The sequence below is a fragment of the Sphingomonas sp. CCH10-B3 genome (assembly GCF_001556185.1).
Taxonomy (GTDB): domain Bacteria; phylum Pseudomonadota; class Alphaproteobacteria; order Sphingomonadales; family Sphingomonadaceae; genus Sphingomonas; species Sphingomonas aquatica.
The window spans coordinates 36,687-52,804 of the sequence record NZ_LSIJ01000060.1 but is presented as its reverse complement, the minus strand read 5'-3'; the positions used below and the strand labels follow the sequence as shown (position 1 = coordinate 52,804).

Sequence of the window (16,118 nt, the reverse complement as noted above, 5' to 3'; positions counted from 1 at the left end):
GCGTCACCAGCCATCCGCCACGCCGATTTCGCGCAAGCCTTTTTCAACGGTCTCGGTCATTTCTGACACCCCCAATTAGCAAGGCAATCAACACGACCGCCTTGTGGTAACTGGCTTATCACCGTTAATGGTAAAGATGGGCTTAACGCAGATTGCCGGAATCTAAATGATTGTTTTCGCTCAATATTAGGCGGTTCCGGCGGCGCGCGCCAGCGACAGGAACAGCCAATAGAGGCCGCCGGCGAGCGCCATTACCGCCGGCAATGTCAAAACCCATGCCAGCGCCATGTTGCGGATTGTCGAGGCTTGCAGCCCGGCACCGCTTGCTACGGTCGCCCCCGCGACACCTGATGACAGGATGTGTGTGGTCGACACCGGCAGGCCGAAGCGGTCGGCAAGCAGGATCGTCGCCGCCGCCATCATCTCGGCCGATGCGCCCATGCCATAGGTCATGTGCGTTTTGCCGATTTTTTCGCCTACTGTCACAACGATACGCTTCCAGCCGACCATTGTGCCGAGCCCGAGCGCAATCGCCACGGCGATTTTCACCCAGGTGGGGATGAAGCGCGTGCTGGTTTCGAGGCCCTTCTGGTAGCTCGATATCGTCGTGCGATCGCTATCGTTGAAAATCGCGTGATCCTTATCGCCCTTGAGCGCCAGTTTGCTGGCGTCGAGCGTCAGATACATGTCGGTGCGGAGCTTGGCGGTTGCCGCCGCTGGCACATTGGAAAGCGCACCATATTGCGACAACCGAGCACCGACGTCGCGGGCGACCGTGCCGAGCGCGGCATAGACCACCGGATCGCTCGCCGATTTGGTCTTCAGCGCGCTTGCGAGAACGTCCCGCGCCGTCCCGGGCGCCAGGCTCGCGGTGCCCGCGCGCCCGTCGAACACCTGCGCGGCGGCATTGGCTTGCGCAACGATCGCGACGGTGTCCCGCGCGCTGAGGCTGCGATCGAGCGCATAGGCGGTCGGCGCGCAGCCGATCAGGATCAGCATGATCAGCCCCATGCCCTTCTGCCCATCGTTGCCGCCATGGGCAAAAGAGACCGCCGTGCAGGTGAAGATCAGCAGTGCGCGGATCCCGGTCGGCGGCGGCTCGTTGGCGGCGGGACGTGCATAGAGTTTGGGATTGCGCAGGACCGCCTTCATCACGAACAACAGCACCAGCGCGCCGACGAAGCCGATTACCGGCGCGATCAGCAAGCCCGTCAAAACCTTCTGCGCCTGGCTCCATTCGACGCCCGAGGTGCCGCCGGTGCCGGCCGACAGCAGTTGGTTGGCGAAGCCCACACCCAGGATCGATCCGATCAGGGCGTGGCTGGACGAATTCGGCAGGCCCACGTACCAGGTCGCAAGATTCCACAGGATCGCCGCCAGCAGCAGTGCGAAGGTCATCGCAAAGCCGGCATTGCTGCCGACATTCAAAATCAATTCGACCGGCAGCAGCGTCACCACCGAATAGGCTACCGCGCCGCTCGACAACAGCACGCCAAGCAGATTGAACAACCCCGACCAGACCACCGCGACGGGCGCCGACAGTGAATTGGTGTAGATGACGGTCGCAACCGCATTGGCGGTATCGTGGAAGCCGTTCACGAATTCGAAGCCGAGCGCGATCAGCAGCGCGAGCGCGAGGAAAATCAGCACACCAGCGCCCAGCGTCTCGCCGACCTGCGCTGTGTCGCTCATCACGCTGTACCCGGCGTAAATCACGCCGCCTAGCAGCGTCCCCAGAAACAGCCAACGTCCCGCTGCGGGCAGCCCGCGGTCCATGTCGGGCCGGTCGGGGGGCACGGCCGCGCCGCCGGTTGCATCTATCGGGGAAGTTGCCATGGGTCGCCGCGTTGCCTGTCTAGTGTGTCAAACCGATGACGATCGGATCGATCATCCGTGCGCGGCCAACACCGCCGCCATTGCCGGCATTACTGCCTGCAGCCCCTTCACGGGGCGGATCATGACCCGGAAATTGGTGATCTTGTCGTCGGCATTCCAATGAATGATGTCCACGCCATTGACATGGATGCCGTCGAGGTCGAGTTCAAATTCGAGCACGGCGGATGCCTCGCCGATCCATTCCTCGATGTAGCGAAAGCTGGGCCGGCCAAGCACTGCCTGCGCCGCGCTCAGATATTTGATCGTGATCGCCTTGCCGACCTGCGGACTGTGCACCGCCGGGGACTGGAACACGCAGTCATCGGCAATCAGATCGTGAAGACCAGCCGCGTCGCGCGCCGTCATCAGCCGGTGCCAGTGATCGATTGCTACCGCCATATGCCCTTTTCCCCATCGGTGCTCTGCCGGTCCGCCTGCGCGCGGTCCGGCGCTGAACATGCTATCGGTGCAGCTTATGACTTGTCTATGCCGCACCGTGCCGCGTAACCCGGACTATCGCAAGCGTGCGGCGGCGGGGTAGCGGGGGCGCTAGGGGATGAAGGTGAGCGAATTGACGGGCGTGTCGCCGTGGACGCCAGATGCGCATGCCAATCAGCTTGATGACGATAATGTGTCGCCGGCGCATGCAACACCGGTCGCGCCGACAACGCTCGTCAAGCCGATCAAGATTCTGACCTGCCTGCACAGTTTCGACCCGGGCGGCGTCGAGCGCGTCGCCTTGCGGCTCAATAGCCGCTGGCATGAATCGGGCGCCGAAGTCCGCCTCGTCATCGGTCGTGATACCGATGCGTCGCGCCCGGGGCTGAGGACGCTCGCGCGCGGTCTGCCTTGCGAGATCATTCCCGGCGGCGAGCATATCGATCGACGCACGCAATTGCCCTGGATGCTGCGCCATCTGCCCGCGATCATCCGGCGCGAACGGCCCGATGTACTATTTTGCGCGGGCAACACCTATAGCTCGGTTGCGGTCGGCATGAAGATCATCCTCGGCCGCCAATGTCCGCCGATCATCGCCAAGGTGAGCAACGACCTCGAGCGGCGCGACATGGGGCCGCTGTTGCGCTTTTCCTATCATCGCTGGTTGCGGGCACAAGCGCGCTACATCGAACTCTACGTCGGCATGGCGCCTGCGATGACAGCCGAAATCGCGCATGCGACAGGCCTGGGCGGCGATCGGATCACGATCGTCAACGACCCCATCCTGCGCGCCACCGAGCTCGAGCGCTTCGCCGGCATCCACGTCGCGCGCGGCGTGCCAAACGGCGCGCGGCGTTTCGTCGCAATCGGCCGCATGATGCCGCAGAAGAACTTTGCGCTGCTGCTGCGTGCCTTCGCCCGGATGGCGACGGCGACCGATCGGCTGACAATCCTGGGCGAAGGGCCCGAGCGACCGATTCTGACCGCGCTTGCCGCCTCGCTCGGCATTGCCGATCGGGTGGCGATGCCGGGGCATGTCGCCGACCTCCCGATCTGGCTGAGCGATGCCGATGTCTTTGTCATGTCGTCGGACTATGAAGGCGTGCCCGCCGTGCTGATCGAAGCGATCGCTGCCAATCTTGGCGTCGTCGCCACCGATTGCAGCGTCAGCATGCGCGATTTGGTCGGCAATGGCGCCTTCGGGGAGCTGGTCCCGGTCGGCGATGAGGCAGCGCTGGCTGCGGCCATGGCGCGCGCGCCGCTGTCGCAGCGTGACCAGGCGGCAGCGCTTGACCACGCGCGCCATTTCACGCTCGAACAAGGCGCGGCCGACTATCTGTCGCTGATGCACGATCTCGTCGCGCGCACGAAGCGGGGCTGATCGCGCTATTCACTGGTTGCCCGTCGCGTTTGCGTTCCCTAATCGTTCGCTGATGACCCTGCCTGCGCCTTCGCCCGACGATCCCCCCTATCTGCGCGGCCTCAACCCGCCGCAGCGCGAAGCCGTGCTCACGACCGATGGCCCGGTGCTGGTGCTCGCAGGCGCCGGCACCGGCAAGACGGCAGCGCTGACCGCGCGGCTCGCGCATCTGCTCTACACACGCAAAGCCTATCCGAGCGAGATCCTGTCGGTCACTTTCACCAACAAGGCCGCGCGCGAAATGCGCGAGCGCGTCGGGCGGCTGGTCGGCGATGCCGTCGAGGGGATGCCATGGCTCGGCACCTTCCACGCGATCGGCGCGAAGATGCTGCGGCGCCACGCCGAGCTGGTCGGGCTGCAGGCCAATTTCACCATTCTCGATACCGACGATCAGCTGCGCGTCCTGAAGCAGCTGATCATCGCTGCCGATCTCGACGAGAAGCGCTGGCCCGCGCGCCAGCTCGCCGGGATGATCGACGGGTGGAAGAATCGTGGGCTGGTGCCTGCTGACCTCGACGCCGGTGAGAGCGAGGGCTTCGCCAACGGGCGCGGGCAGGAACTCTACGCCGCCTATCAGGCGCGGCTGGCAGCGCTCAACGCCTGCGATTTCGGCGACCTGCTGCTCCACATGCTGACGATCCTGAAGCGCGAGCCCGCCGTGCTCGAGCAATATCAGCAGCGCTTCCGATACATCATGGTCGACGAATATCAGGACACTAACACCGTCCAGTATCTCTGGCTGCGGCTGCTCGCGCAGGCGCGCAAGAACATCTGCTGCGTGGGTGATGACGACCAGTCGATCTATTCGTGGCGCGGCGCGCAGGTCGAAAACATCCTGAAGTTCGAACGCGATTTTCCTGGTGCTGCCGTGATCCGGCTCGAACAGAATTATCGCTCGACGCCGCACATTCTTGCCGCTGCCTCGGGCGTGATTGCCAACAACAGCGGGCGGCTCGGCAAGACGCTGTGGACCGCCGAACAAGCCGGCGAAAAGGTCCGCGTGATCGGCGTCTGGGATGGGCCCGAGGAGGCGCGCCGCGTCGGCGAGGAAATCGAAAGCGCGCAGCGCCAGGGGACGAGTCTCGACAAGGTGGCGATCCTCGTGCGCGCGCAGCACCAGACGCGCGAGTTCGAAGACCGTTTCATCGCGATCGGCATGCCGTACCGCATCGTCGGCGGCGTCCGCTTCTACGAGCGGATGGAGATCAGGGACGCCCTCGCCTATCTGCGGATCGCCCACCAGTCGGCCGACGACCTTGCGTTCGAGCGCATCGTCAACGTCCCCAAGCGCGGGCTGGGTGACAAGGCGGTCGCCAAGCTCCACATGCTGGCGCGCGCGACCGGCGTGCCGCTGTCGACCGCGGCGGCACGCATTCTCGACACCGACGAACTGACGCCGCAGGCACGTCGTAGCCTGGGCAATTTCGTGCTCGATCTGGCGCGCTGGCGGCAGATGGCGAACGACCTGCCCCACCCCGACCTCGCCCGCCAGATTCTCGACGAAAGCGGCTATACCGGTGCGCTCCAGGCCGAGAAATCGGTCGAGGCATCGGGGCGGCTCGAAAACCTGACCGAACTCGTCCGCGCGATGGAGGAATATGAAACGCTCGGCGCGTTCCTCGAACATGTCAGCCTCGTCATGGACAATGACGCCAATGCGGAGGAAGCGAAAGTCACGATCATGACGATCCACGCCGCCAAGGGGCTGGAATATGACACGGTCTTCCTCGTCGGCTGGGAGGAAGGGCTGTTCCCTTCGCAGCGCGCGCTCGACGAAGGCGGGACCGCGAGCCTCGAAGAAGAGCGGCGGCTGGCCTATGTCGCGATCACGCGCGCACGACGAAAGGCCGTGATCATGCACGCCGCCAACCGCCGCATCTATGGCCAGTGGACGTCGAGCATCCCCAGCCGTTTCGTCAACGAGCTGCCGCCCGCGCACATCGACAGCGAAACGAGCATGACGGGTGGCGAAAGCCTGTGGCGCGCGAATTGGTCCGAACGCGCCGACCCCTTCGCCGATGTCGCGCGCGGCACCGGGCGCGGCCCCGGCTGGCAACGCGCCGCGGGCACGGGATCAAGCTTCGTGCGCGAACCCGCCCGCGTGGTCGAAGCCCGCGCTTCCGCCGTCAGCCTCGGCAACAAGGGGCGCAGCGACCTGAGCGTTGGGATGCGCGTGTTCCACCAGAAATTTGGCTATGGTGCGATCGCCGAGATCGAAGGCAACAAGCTCGAGATCGATTTTGAGGAAGCCGGCCGCAAGCGTGTGATCGACAGTTTCGTCAGCGTTGCCTGATTGCTACGCGCGATCGACTGCGAGCAGCGTTTCGCCTTGATAGCGCTCGATGCCCGGATCGAACTCCTCGATCACGAAGAATGCGCGGTCGGTGATCTCGATGTCGTTGAGGCCGGTGAGCCGATAGGTACCGATCTTCGCCTCGCGCGGGGGCTTGCCGTCGCGTTCAACCGCGACCGCGTCGATATGGAGCTCGCCGTGGCGGGTGTAGAGGATATGCGGCGCGAGCACGACGCGCTGGCGATTGTAGGTGACGGCGATGCACAGGCGACGCACGATCGCCTCCAGGATCGTCGGCACGGGGCCGGTCGGCGTCGCGGTGTCGGGCGCACTGCTCATATCGATCTTTTACGGCATTTTGCTGCGTCGCAGCAAGCATCAACCCGATCCCTGCTTGCGATTCCTCGATCGCGGCTCTAGGCGCACCGCCAGTGAGCATCGGCTTCCCTTCCTGGCACCGCCTGGCCCTTGTGTTTGCTGCAATTGCCGACGCGCAAGGCGACCATCGTTATTATCTGACGCGCCGATGACGCCACTACGCTCACCGCCGCGCTCCGTCGCGCCAGCCGGTCGTTCGGCACGATCGACAACAGCGATCCGATCGCCAACACTTTTCAGCGCTTCGACGGCTTTACGGTCGTTGATCTGGGCGCGAGTTTTCGGGTTGCCAAGCAATGGCAGCTGGCGTTCGGGATCGACAATGTGAACGGCGCGAAATATTTCCTGTTCCATCCCTTCCCGCAGCGCAGTTTCGTCGCAGAATTGCACTGGCAACTTTGACAACTGGGTACACTGCTCCAATATCGCGGGCATGGGATCGGGGGCAGGATGGGTGGCCGCGACGGCGGCCGCACTGGCAATCATGGGCATCGGCTGGGTGCTGGCGGCGGCGTTTGTTGCTGCTCGCTTCCGCCGTCGCCTGCGGGCGCCGCGCGCTGCCGTCGCGCCCGAACCGGCAACGATCCTGAAGCCGCTCTATGGCGCCGAGCCGCGCCTCGGCGACAATCTGCGCAGCTTTCAGGATCAGCATTGGCCTGCGCCCGTGCAAATCGTGGCAGGCGTGCAGTCGAGCGACGACGGCGCGCTTCCAGCCTTGGACATTTTCGGCACGAGCATCGATACGGTGATCGAGCCGCGCCGTCATGGCGCCAATGCAAAGATCGGCAATCTGATCAACATGGCGTCGGCAATCCGCCACGATCTGGTGTTGCTCAGCGACAGCGATATCGCGGTGCCGAAGGATTACCTAGACCGGGTCGCGGCCACGCTCGCGGCACCCGGTGTGGGGGCCGCGACCTGCGCCTATGCCGGGCGCGGCGACAGCGGTATTTGGTCGGTGCTGGGCGCGGCAGGGATCAGCTATCACTTCCTGCCCAGCGTGTTGCTGAGTGTCGCGCTGCGCACGGGCGACGTGTGCATGGGATCGACGATTGCCATGCGGCGCGAAACGCTCGACCGGATCGGCGGCTTTGCCCGCTTTGCCGACATTTTGGCGGATGATCACGCGATCGGGGCGGCGGTGCGCGAGCTCGGGCAGAGCGTCGCGATTGCGCCCGTCATCGTCACGCATGCCTCGGCCGAGCGGAGTCTTGGCGAACTCGTGCGCCACGAATTGCGCTGGGCCGCGACCGTGCGCGATCTCAATCCGGGCGGTTATGTTGGCCTTGTCCTCACGCACCCCCTGCCCTTCGCGCTGCTCGCTGCCGCGCTGGCGCCCGGCTGGAGCACGTTGGCGCTGGTGGCGGCCGCCGTCGGCGCCCGCCTGGGTGCTGCGAGCGTGATCGACCGGATGGTCGGCCGCAAGACCGCGCCGCGCTGGCTCTTACCGCTGCGCGACTTGCTGAGCTTCGGTGTCTTCGTCGCCAGCTTTTTCGTGCGCAACGTCAGCTGGCGCGATACCCAGCTGGCGATGCGCAAGGCGGGCCGGATCGAGATTAAGCGCGCGTGAAAACGCTGATCGTCACTGCCGATGATTTCGGCGCCGCCGTCGAAGTAAACGAAGCGGTCGAGCATGCCCACCGGAACGGCGTACTCACCTGCGCCAGCCTGATGGTGACGGGTGCCGCCGCCGACGATGCCGTGGCGCGCGCGCGCCGCCTCCCCACGCTGGGCGTCGGCCTTCATCTCGTGCTCGTCGAAGGCACACCGGCCTTGCCGCCCGAAGCGCTTCCCGATCTCGTGGGTAGCGACGGCAAATTCCGCACCGACATGGCGCGCTTTGGTGCGACCTTGTTCTTCAAGCCCGCCGCCCGCGCGCAACTTCGCGCCGAGATCGAAGCCCAGTTCGCGGCTTTCGCCGCAACCGGCCTGCCGCTCGACCATGTCAACGCCCACAAGCATTTCCATCTGCACCCGACGATCGCCGGACTGGTCATCGAGATCGGCCGCCGGTACGGCATGAAAGCGGTGCGCGCGCCGGTCGAGCCGCGCGCGATTGTCGCGCAGGTTGAACCAGTGCCGACCGGCCTCAGCATCCGCATCGCCGATATCTGGGCGCGACGTCTGCAGGCGCGGCTGCGCGGTGCGGGACTGACGCTGCCCGACCAAGTGTTCGGCCTGGCGTGGAGTGGCGCCGTCACCGCCGAGCGGCTCGCCGCGTTGATCCCGCAACTGCCGCCTGGCGTGACCGAAATCTACAGTCACCCTGCAACCCGCGACGATTACCCTGGCCACTATCCGGGCTACCGCTACGCCGACGAATTTGCGGCCATGGTCGATCCGCGAGTGCTCGACGCGGCGGCACAGTCAGGCGCCTGTCGCGCCCGCTTCGCCGACCTCGCCTGACGCCCGTCTAGTTCAGACCAAACGCACTCGGCCGCGCTTCCTTCAGCATTGCCTGCCGCACCAGCGGCACTGGCGGTCCGCCGAAACTGAGAAAAGCGTCGTGGAAGGCCTTGGGATCGTCCTTCCCGCCATGCGCTGCGGCATAGTCGCGGCGCAGCGCCAAGATCATCAGCTTGCCGAGCGTGTAGTTGAGATAGGCAGGGTCATAAGTCCCCCGCGCCGCCTGCTGCTTGGCCGTGCCTTCGTCCTGATAGCATTCATTGCGGAACATCTTTTCCATCGCTTCCTGGCTCTCGCCGCCCGCATGCAGCTTGATCGCGGCGAGGAAGCGGCAGTTGCGCAGCAGCGCATTGGCAAGCTGGCCGATGTGCGTTTCGGGATCGTCCTTGTTGAGCCCCGCATCCCACATCATCTGCTCGGTGTAATGCGCCCAGCCTTCGGCAAAGGCATAGCCGACGAACAGTCGCGCAAAGATCGACGGCGAACGATTGGCGTGCAGAAACTGGACGAAATGGCCAGGCATCACTTCATGGACCGAAGTGAACAGCAGGTCCTGCTTGCCGGGGACGAAGCCGTCCTGCACCGCCTTGCTCCAACTCGGGTCGGGCGGCGAGATGTAATAGACCGACGGAATGCCCTTATCGAACGGCCCCGGCGGATCGATATAGGCCGAATTCTGCCGGTTATAGGGTGGGCTTTCCTCCACCAACGCCTGTTCGGTGCCCGGGATCGACACCAGCCCGGCCTTTTCGACGAAGGCACGCAGCATCGGAATCTGGCGCCGCGCTTCGGCAACGGGACCGCCGACCGGCTTGTTGGCGTTCATCTTGGCAATGCACGCAGTGATCGGCTTGCCCGGCACAAACAAGGTGCAGGCCTCGGTCAGCGCATCCTGATTGGCCTTCAAATCGGCCTCGCCGATCCGCTCAAGCGCAGCGAGCGGGACATCGACCATCTCGGTCGCCCACAGCATCCGCTGGAACCTCTCAGCCCCGAGCGCGAAGTCAGTGGTCGCCCGCGACCGTTCGCTTTCGAGCCAGTCGGCGATGCCCTTCATCGCAGCGGCAGCCTTGGCAGAGCTCGCCATGAAGCGACGTTGCAGTTCGGCGTCCTTCACATCGGCAAAGGCCTTGCGCGCGTCGCCCGCGTAGAAATCGGCGAACCCCTTGAAGGCATTGACGCCGTAATTGACGAAGCTGGCCGGCATCGGCGTCTTCAGGTTCGCGCGGATGTTGGCGGCCGCGGTCGGAATATTGTCGAAGAAGGCAATCATCGCCTTCATCCGCACCGCTTTGTCGGCATAGGCGCGCGCGATATAAACATTGGGATCAAGCCCGCCGCCGACATAATAAGCCGGGTTGGTGTGTGGCTGGTCGGCATCGTCGAGCCAGAACAGCTTACCCTCGGCGACCTTGATCAGATATTGGCGCTCGAACCGGTCCGCCTCCGACAGCTTTGCGGCATCGAAGCGCTTGGCCTCGGCGATAGCGCCGCGCAGGAAGTCGCTTTGCGCTTGCAGCCCTGCCGCGCTCCAGTCGGGCAATTTGCCGTCGAATTCATGCTTGCCCTGATAAACCGCATTGGCCGGATCGAGCTTGAACCAGTCGGCGATGAACTTGTCGCGAAAGCCTGCCCAATCGGTCGGGCGCGCGGCGTCGGCGGGCATCGTGAGGTTGGCCGCGCTTTCGGACGATGCCGAAGGGCTGCACCCTGCCAGCAGCGCCAGCGCTGCCACCCCCGCAAACACATTACGCATAACAACTTCTCCCCGTACCGATTCGCGGCGCGGCGAAACTGGCAGGTTGATCGCCGGGAGGCCAGACCCCGCACCCGCCGGGCGATAGCGTGGCTCGCAAGCCCTGCGAGCAAAGCTTGATTGCCCGCCGCCCCTTGCCCGGCCTAAGGCTGGCACGATGACTGCTGCGCCGCATCCGTTCCGCATCCCTGCTTTCCGCGCTTATTGGGCCGCGCGTTTCGCGACGACGATTGCGCAGAACGGCATGATCATCGTGATCGGCTGGCAAACCTATACGATTGCGCGGCTGACGATGAGCCCGCGCGAGGCCGCGGCCCAGCTCGGGCTGATCGGGCTGCTCCAGTTCCTGCCGCTGTTCCTGTCAACGCCGATTACTGGCTGGGTCGCCGATCGTTTCGACCGGCGCTGGATCGCGCGACTGACCGTGCTGCTGCAATTGAGCTGCGCGCTGGTGCTCGCGATCGCGACCTATTCGGGCACGATGACGCTGCCGTTGATTTTCGCGGTTGCAGTCGCGCTTGGCTTCGGACGGGCTTTCGCCGGTCCGGCGCTCGGCGCGCTCGCGCCCAATCTGGTGCCGCGCGAAGTGCTGCCGACCGCGATCGCGCTCAGTTCGATCTCATGGCAGGTCGGGACGATCATCGGACCGGCGCTCGGCGCCCAAGCCTATGCGCTGGCGCCGTGGAGCGCTTATGCGATTGCGGTCCTGCTGTTCGCCGTCGCCTTTGTGTGCCTGCTGCTGATCGGCCCAGTGCCGCGCACGGTGGCACCCGGCAAGGCCAACCCCATCCGCCAGATCATCGACGGACTCGCCTATGTTGGCCAGAACAAGCTGGTCCTCGGCGCGATCACGCTCGATCTGTTCGCGGTGTTCCTTGCAGGGACAAGCGCGCTGCTCCCCATTTACGCCGCCGATATCCTGAAAGTCGGGCCAGAGGGGCTGGCGCTGCTCGGCGCCGCGCCGGCGGTCGGCGCCAGCCTGATTGCGATCCTGTTCTCCTTCCGCCCGATCAAGCATGACGTTGGCCGCAAGATGCTGGGCGCAGTGCTGATCTATGGGATCGCGACGATCGTGTTCGGGGTCTCGACCTGGCTGTGGCTCAGCCTTGCCGCGCTGGCCGTGGCGGGCGGCGCGGACATGTTCTCAGTCTACATCCGCCAGTCGCTGATCCAGCTTTACACCCCCGACGACAAGCGCGGGCGTGTCGGCGCGGTGTCGCAACTCACCATTTCCGCCTCCAACGAACTCGGCGAGGCCGAGTCCGGCTTTCTGGCGGCGGCGATGGGGCCAATCGGCGCCGTGATCGTTGGCGGCAGCGGCGCGATTGTCGTGACCCTGCTGTGGGCCTATCTCTTCCCCAGCATTCGCAATGCCCGCAGTTTCGAACCCCCGGTCTCGCCCGAGACCAAAGCGATGGAGTCCGTGTGACATGAAAGCGCAAACGATCCTCGAGACGATCGGCAACACGCCGCACATCCGCATGGCAAAGCTGTTCCCGACTGCCGAGGTCTGGATAAAGTCTGAACGCTCGAACCCCGGCGGATCGATCAAGGATCGGATCGCGCTCGCCATGATCGAGGCAGCCGAAGCCTCGGGCGCGCTCAAGCCCGGCGGCACGATCATCGAGCCGACCAGCGGCAACACTGGCGTCGGCCTTGCCATGGTCGCGGCGGTCAAGGGCTATAAACTCGTGCTGGTGATGCCCGAGAGCATGTCGATCGAGCGGCGTCGGCTGATGCTGGCCTATGGCGCGACCTTCGACCTGACGCCGCGTGAAAAGGGCATGAAGGGCGCGATCGAGCGCGCGGTCGCGTTGGTCGAGGCAACGCCCGGCGCGTGGATGCCGCAGCAGTTCGAAAATCCTGCGAACATCGGCGTCCATGTCCGCACGACGGCGCAGGAAATTCTCGCCGATTTTGCCGATACTCCAATTGATGCGATCATCACCGGCGTCGGCACTGGCGGGCATATTACGGGTGTTGCCGAGACGCTCAAAAGCCATTGGCCGCAGCTCAAAGTTTATGCCGTAGAGCCTGAGGCATCGCCGGTGATCTCAGGCGGTGCGCCGGGGCCGCATCCCATCCAGGGTATCGGCGCGGGCTTCATCCCGACAAACCTGCACACCAGTGCAATCGACGGCGCAATTCAGGTCGCAGGCGACGCCGCCAAGGACATGGCCCGCCGCGCCGCCGCCGAGGAAGGCATGCTGGTCGGCATCAGCTCGGGCGCGACGCTCGCAGCGATTGCGAAGAAGCTGCCCGATCTGCCAAGCGACGCGCGTATTCTGGGCTTCAGCTATGATACCGGCGAACGCTACCTCTCGGTGCCGGACTTCCTGCCCGAAGCCTGAAGCCAATCGAACTTCGCTTCGCGCGCGCGCCGAATTGCGCTAAGGGCGCGCGCCATGAATTCGCTTCCCCTGCCGACCCGCGCGCGCGCCACCCCCTCGCCGGTGATGATCGGCGTGCTGGCGCTGACGTCTGTGCTGGCGATTGCGGTCCCGGTCGCGATCGTTGGCACCGCCGATTGGCGCCCGACCGCCGCGCGCAAACTCAACATGCCGCGCGCCAAGGTCGTGCCGCCGTCGCAGCTACCAGCCGTCGAGCCGGTCGCCTATGCACCGGTCACGCCTGCGGACGCCGTCGCCTTCAATGCGGCAATCCCCTTTTCAACCGCGCCCAATCCGCCTGCCCGGCCGTTCAGGCTTGCCGACACGCCGGCGGCGCTCGACCGGGCCGTTGATTGCCTCGCCGCTGCGCAACTCTACGAAGCCGGTGACGACGCCGAGGGCGAGCGCGCGGTGGCCCAGGTCGTGATCAATCGTGTCCGCCACCCGGCCTTCCCCAAGTCGATTTGCGGCGTTGTGTTTGAAGGGGCCGAACGCCCGACCGGCTGCCAATTCACTTTCACTTGTGACGGGGCGCTGGCGCGGCACCGCTTCAGCGATGCGGCGTGGGCGACCGCGCGGCTGATTGCGCGCGCGGCGCTGTCGGGCGCAGTGTACAAGCCCGTTGGCCATGCCACGCATTACCACACCAATTGGGTCGTTCCCTATTGGAGCGCCAGCCTCGACAAGGTGACGGCGGTCGGCACGCACCTCTTTTTCCGCTGGACCGGCTGGTGGGGGACGCCCGGCGCCTTCACGCGCACCGTCACGCCCGACGAGCCGGTAATCACGGCGATGGCCAGCTACTCGCCCGCACACCGCGCCGCGCTCGAATTGCAGGCCCCCGGCATTGCTGCCGACCGTGCGCTCGCCGCTGGGCTGAAAATTGCACCACCGCTCGCCGGCGATCCGGACACGATCATCGCCACACTCGATGCGACGATATCGCTCGCCGACTTGCCGACGATTGCGGCGGCGAAGTGCGGCGACCGCGCTTATTGCAAGTTCATGGCGTGGCGCAGCACCGGGGCTGGTGCCACGCCAACCAAGCTGCCGCTCGCCGTCGAAGAAATTCGGTCAATGGCGTTCAGCTATCGCCGCGACCAGAAGCTGGCGATCGAGCGCGCCTTGTGGAATTGCACGGTCTATCCGCGCAGCGACCGCCGCGATTGCATGAAACCGCAGCTCATCGACGACAATGGCGCCAGCGCCCTTGCCGCCAAGCCCGAGCTTCTTTCGGCCAAGCCGCAATTGCTGGTGCCGAAGCCCGAACTGATCCGGCCCGGAACAAAGACGCCAGCATCGCCCGGCCCCGGCGCGGAGCCGGGGCCGCAAGCGACGCCGCCGTCCGCGCCCCGGCGTTAGGCGGCTTCGAACATCTCGGGTTCGAGCGCCATCAGCGCATCGGCACCGCCTTCGATCTTGCGGCGGAGCGCCCCGGCATCGGGCAGGATCCGCTCGGCGAAGTAGCGCGCCGTCACCAGCTTGGCTTCGAGGAACTTGGCATCGCCCTCGCCCGCGTCGAGCAGCGCCGTTGCCGCCGTTGCCATCCGCAGCCACATCAGCCCGACCGCGACGATGCCCATCAGGTGCATATAGCTGTGCGCACCCGCGCCGACATTGTTCGGGTTCTGCATGCCATTCTGCAGGAACCAAACCGTTGACGCCTGCAGGTCGCCGAGCGCGCGTTCGAGCCGGGTCGCGAAATCGGCGAGCTTCGGATTGGCTTTGGCAACCGCAATCTCGTCGCCCACGATCTTGAACAGCAACTGCACCGCACGGCCGCCGTTCTGCGCCAGCTTGCGTCCGACGAGGTCCATCGCCTGCACGCCGTTGGTGCCTTCGTAGATCATCGCGATCCGGGCATCGCGGACGTACTGCTCCATGCCCCATTCGGCGATGTAGCCGTGGCCGCCGTACACCTGCTGGGCGTTGGTCGCGATTTCATAGCCCTTGTCGGTGCCGTAACCCTTGATGACGGGCGTCAGCAGCCCGATCAGGTCGTCGGCGGTCTGCCGCTCTTCCTCGGTCTGCGCCATATGCGCGAGATCAACCTGGAGCGCGCCCCACAGGCACAGCGCGCGCAGGCCTTCGGTCATTGCCTTGGCGTCCATCAGCATGCGGCGGACGTCGGGGTGGACGAACAGCGTGTCGGCCTTTTCGTCGGGCTCGGCCGCACCGGTGAGCGCGCGACCCTGACGACGGTCATGCGCATACTGGACGGCGTTCTGGTACGCCGTCTCGGCAACGCCCAGACCCTGCAGCCCGACACCGAGCCGCGCGGCGTTCATCATGATGAACATGGCAGCAAGGCCCTTCATCTCCTCGCCGACCAGCCAGCCCTTGGCGCCGTCGTAATTCATCACGCAGGTCGAATTGGCGTGGATGCCCATCTTGTGCTCGATCGACCCGCAGCTCAGCGAATTGCGCTCGCCGAGCGATCCGTCGTCGTTGACGATGAACTTGGGCACGACGAACAGCGAAATGCCCTTCGAGCTTTCTGGCGCGCCCGGCGTCTTCGCCAGCACGAGATGGATGATGTTCTCGGTCAGGTCATGCTCGCCCGACGAAATGAAGATCTTGGTGCCGGTGATCGCCCAGCTGCCGTCGGCATTAGGCTCGGCGCGGGTGCGGATCAGGCCGAGGTCGGTGCCGCAATGCGGTTCGGTGAGGTTCATCGTGCCGCCCCATTCGCCCGACACCATCTTGGGGACGTATTTCGCCTTCTGCTCGGGCGAGCCCTTGACGAGCAGCGAGGCAATCGCGCCGTGGGTCAGGCCCGGATACATGGCGAAGGCCATGTTGGCCGAGATCATATATTCCTCGAACGCGGTCGAGACGGTGTGCGGCATGCCCTGCCCGCCGAATTCCTCGGGCGCGCCGAGCGTCGACCAGCCGCTTTCGACGAACGCCTTATAGGCCTCCTTGAAGCCCTTCGGCGTGGTGACGCTGCCGTCGGGGTGGCGCGTGCAGCCTTCCTGATCGCCCGACTGGTTGATCGGGAACAGCACCTCAGCGACAAACTTGCCGCCTTCCTCGAGCACTGCCGTCACCACATCGGGCGTCGCATTCTGGAAGCCGGGCAGGTTGCTGTAACGATCGATCCCGACGACATGGTCGAGCACGAAACGCGTATCGCGGACGGGCGGCGTATATTTCGGCATG

13 protein-coding genes are annotated in these 16,118 nt (G+C 65.2%); 7 read left to right on the top strand and 6 right to left on the bottom strand.

From position 1 onward, the window contains the following. Positions 1 to 186: 186 nt before the first annotated feature. Together AX672_RS09780 and AX672_RS09775 are read right to left on the bottom strand one after the other, a co-directional pair. Entirely contained in the window at positions 187 to 1,836 is a 1,650-nt protein-coding gene (locus tag AX672_RS09780; protein ID WP_443026234.1) for an inorganic phosphate transporter, read from the bottom strand. A 51-nt stretch (positions 1,837 to 1,887) separates the two neighbouring features. Further along, a complete protein-coding gene (locus AX672_RS09775; RefSeq protein ID WP_066650956.1) occupies positions 1,888 to 2,274 on the bottom strand; it encodes a nuclear transport factor 2 family protein in 387 nt (128 codons plus the stop codon). 163 nt (positions 2,275 to 2,437) lie between these two features. On the opposite strand from AX672_RS09775, the gene AX672_RS09770 reads away from it, so the two are divergent. Then, the gene (locus AX672_RS09770; RefSeq protein ID WP_202189295.1) at positions 2,438 to 3,694 is read left to right on the top strand and encodes a glycosyltransferase; all 1,257 of its coding nucleotides are present in this window, start codon (positions 2,438 to 2,440) and stop codon (positions 3,692 to 3,694) included. Between the two features lie 52 nt (positions 3,695 to 3,746). Beyond that, the gene (locus AX672_RS09765; RefSeq protein ID WP_066650954.1) at positions 3,747 to 6,026 is read left to right on the top strand and encodes an ATP-dependent helicase; all 2,280 of its coding nucleotides are present in this window, start codon (positions 3,747 to 3,749) and stop codon (positions 6,024 to 6,026) included. Positions 6,027 to 6,029: 3 nt separating this feature from the next. Here AX672_RS09765 and AX672_RS09760 read toward each other — a convergent pair whose 3' ends face one another. Then, positions 6,030 to 6,365 (bottom strand): hypothetical protein, encoded by a 336-nt coding sequence (locus AX672_RS09760; protein ID WP_066650953.1) that lies wholly within the window; start codon positions 6,363 to 6,365, stop codon positions 6,030 to 6,032. A 39-nt stretch (positions 6,366 to 6,404) separates the two neighbouring features. Further along, complete coding sequence (locus tag AX672_RS19060; protein WP_231731255.1) at positions 6,405 to 6,890, bottom strand: hypothetical protein; 486 nt, start codon at positions 6,888 to 6,890, stop codon at positions 6,405 to 6,407. Between AX672_RS19060 and hpnI the strand changes: the two genes are divergently transcribed. Further along, a complete protein-coding gene (gene hpnI / locus AX672_RS09755) occupies positions 6,859 to 7,974 on the top strand; it encodes a bacteriohopanetetrol glucosamine biosynthesis glycosyltransferase HpnI (RefSeq protein ID WP_231731253.1) in 1,116 nt (371 codons plus the stop codon). The genes AX672_RS19060 and hpnI overlap by 32 nt on opposite strands. After that, the gene (gene hpnK, locus AX672_RS09750) at positions 7,971 to 8,810 is read left to right on the top strand and encodes a hopanoid biosynthesis-associated protein HpnK (protein WP_066650951.1); all 840 of its coding nucleotides are present in this window, start codon (positions 7,971 to 7,973) and stop codon (positions 8,808 to 8,810) included. Before hpnI ends, hpnK begins: the two co-directional genes overlap by 4 nt. A 7-nt stretch (positions 8,811 to 8,817) precedes the next feature. Here hpnK and AX672_RS09745 read toward each other — a convergent pair whose 3' ends face one another. After that, positions 8,818 to 10,566 (bottom strand): DUF885 domain-containing protein, encoded by a 1,749-nt coding sequence (locus AX672_RS09745; RefSeq protein WP_066650950.1) that lies wholly within the window; start codon positions 10,564 to 10,566, stop codon positions 8,818 to 8,820. A 157-nt stretch (positions 10,567 to 10,723) separates the two neighbouring features. Here AX672_RS09745 and AX672_RS09740 point away from each other — a divergent pair, with 157 nt between their 5' ends. From AX672_RS09740 to AX672_RS09730, 3 genes are read left to right on the top strand one after another with little or no spacing between them, the layout of a single operon-like run. Then, a complete protein-coding gene (locus tag AX672_RS09740) occupies positions 10,724 to 11,995 on the top strand; it encodes an MFS transporter (RefSeq protein WP_066650949.1) in 1,272 nt (423 codons plus the stop codon). A 1-nt stretch (position 11,996) separates the two neighbouring features. Further along, positions 11,997 to 12,917, top strand: coding sequence for a cysteine synthase A (gene cysK / locus AX672_RS09735; protein ID WP_066650948.1), 921 nt, complete (start codon positions 11,997 to 11,999; stop codon positions 12,915 to 12,917). Positions 12,918 to 12,971: 54 nt separating this feature from the next. Beyond that, positions 12,972 to 14,318 carry a cell wall hydrolase gene (locus AX672_RS09730; RefSeq protein WP_066650947.1) on the top strand — a complete coding sequence of 449 codons (1,347 nt, stop codon included), beginning with the start codon at positions 12,972 to 12,974 and terminating at the stop codon, positions 14,316 to 14,318. On the opposite strand, the gene AX672_RS09725 is transcribed toward AX672_RS09730, so the two are convergent. Beyond that, positions 14,315 to 16,117, bottom strand: coding sequence for an acyl-CoA dehydrogenase C-terminal domain-containing protein (locus AX672_RS09725; protein ID WP_066650946.1), 1,803 nt, complete (start codon positions 16,115 to 16,117; stop codon positions 14,315 to 14,317). The two genes, AX672_RS09730 and AX672_RS09725, sit on opposite strands and share 4 nt — an antisense overlap. Position 16,118 lies beyond the last annotated feature (1 nt).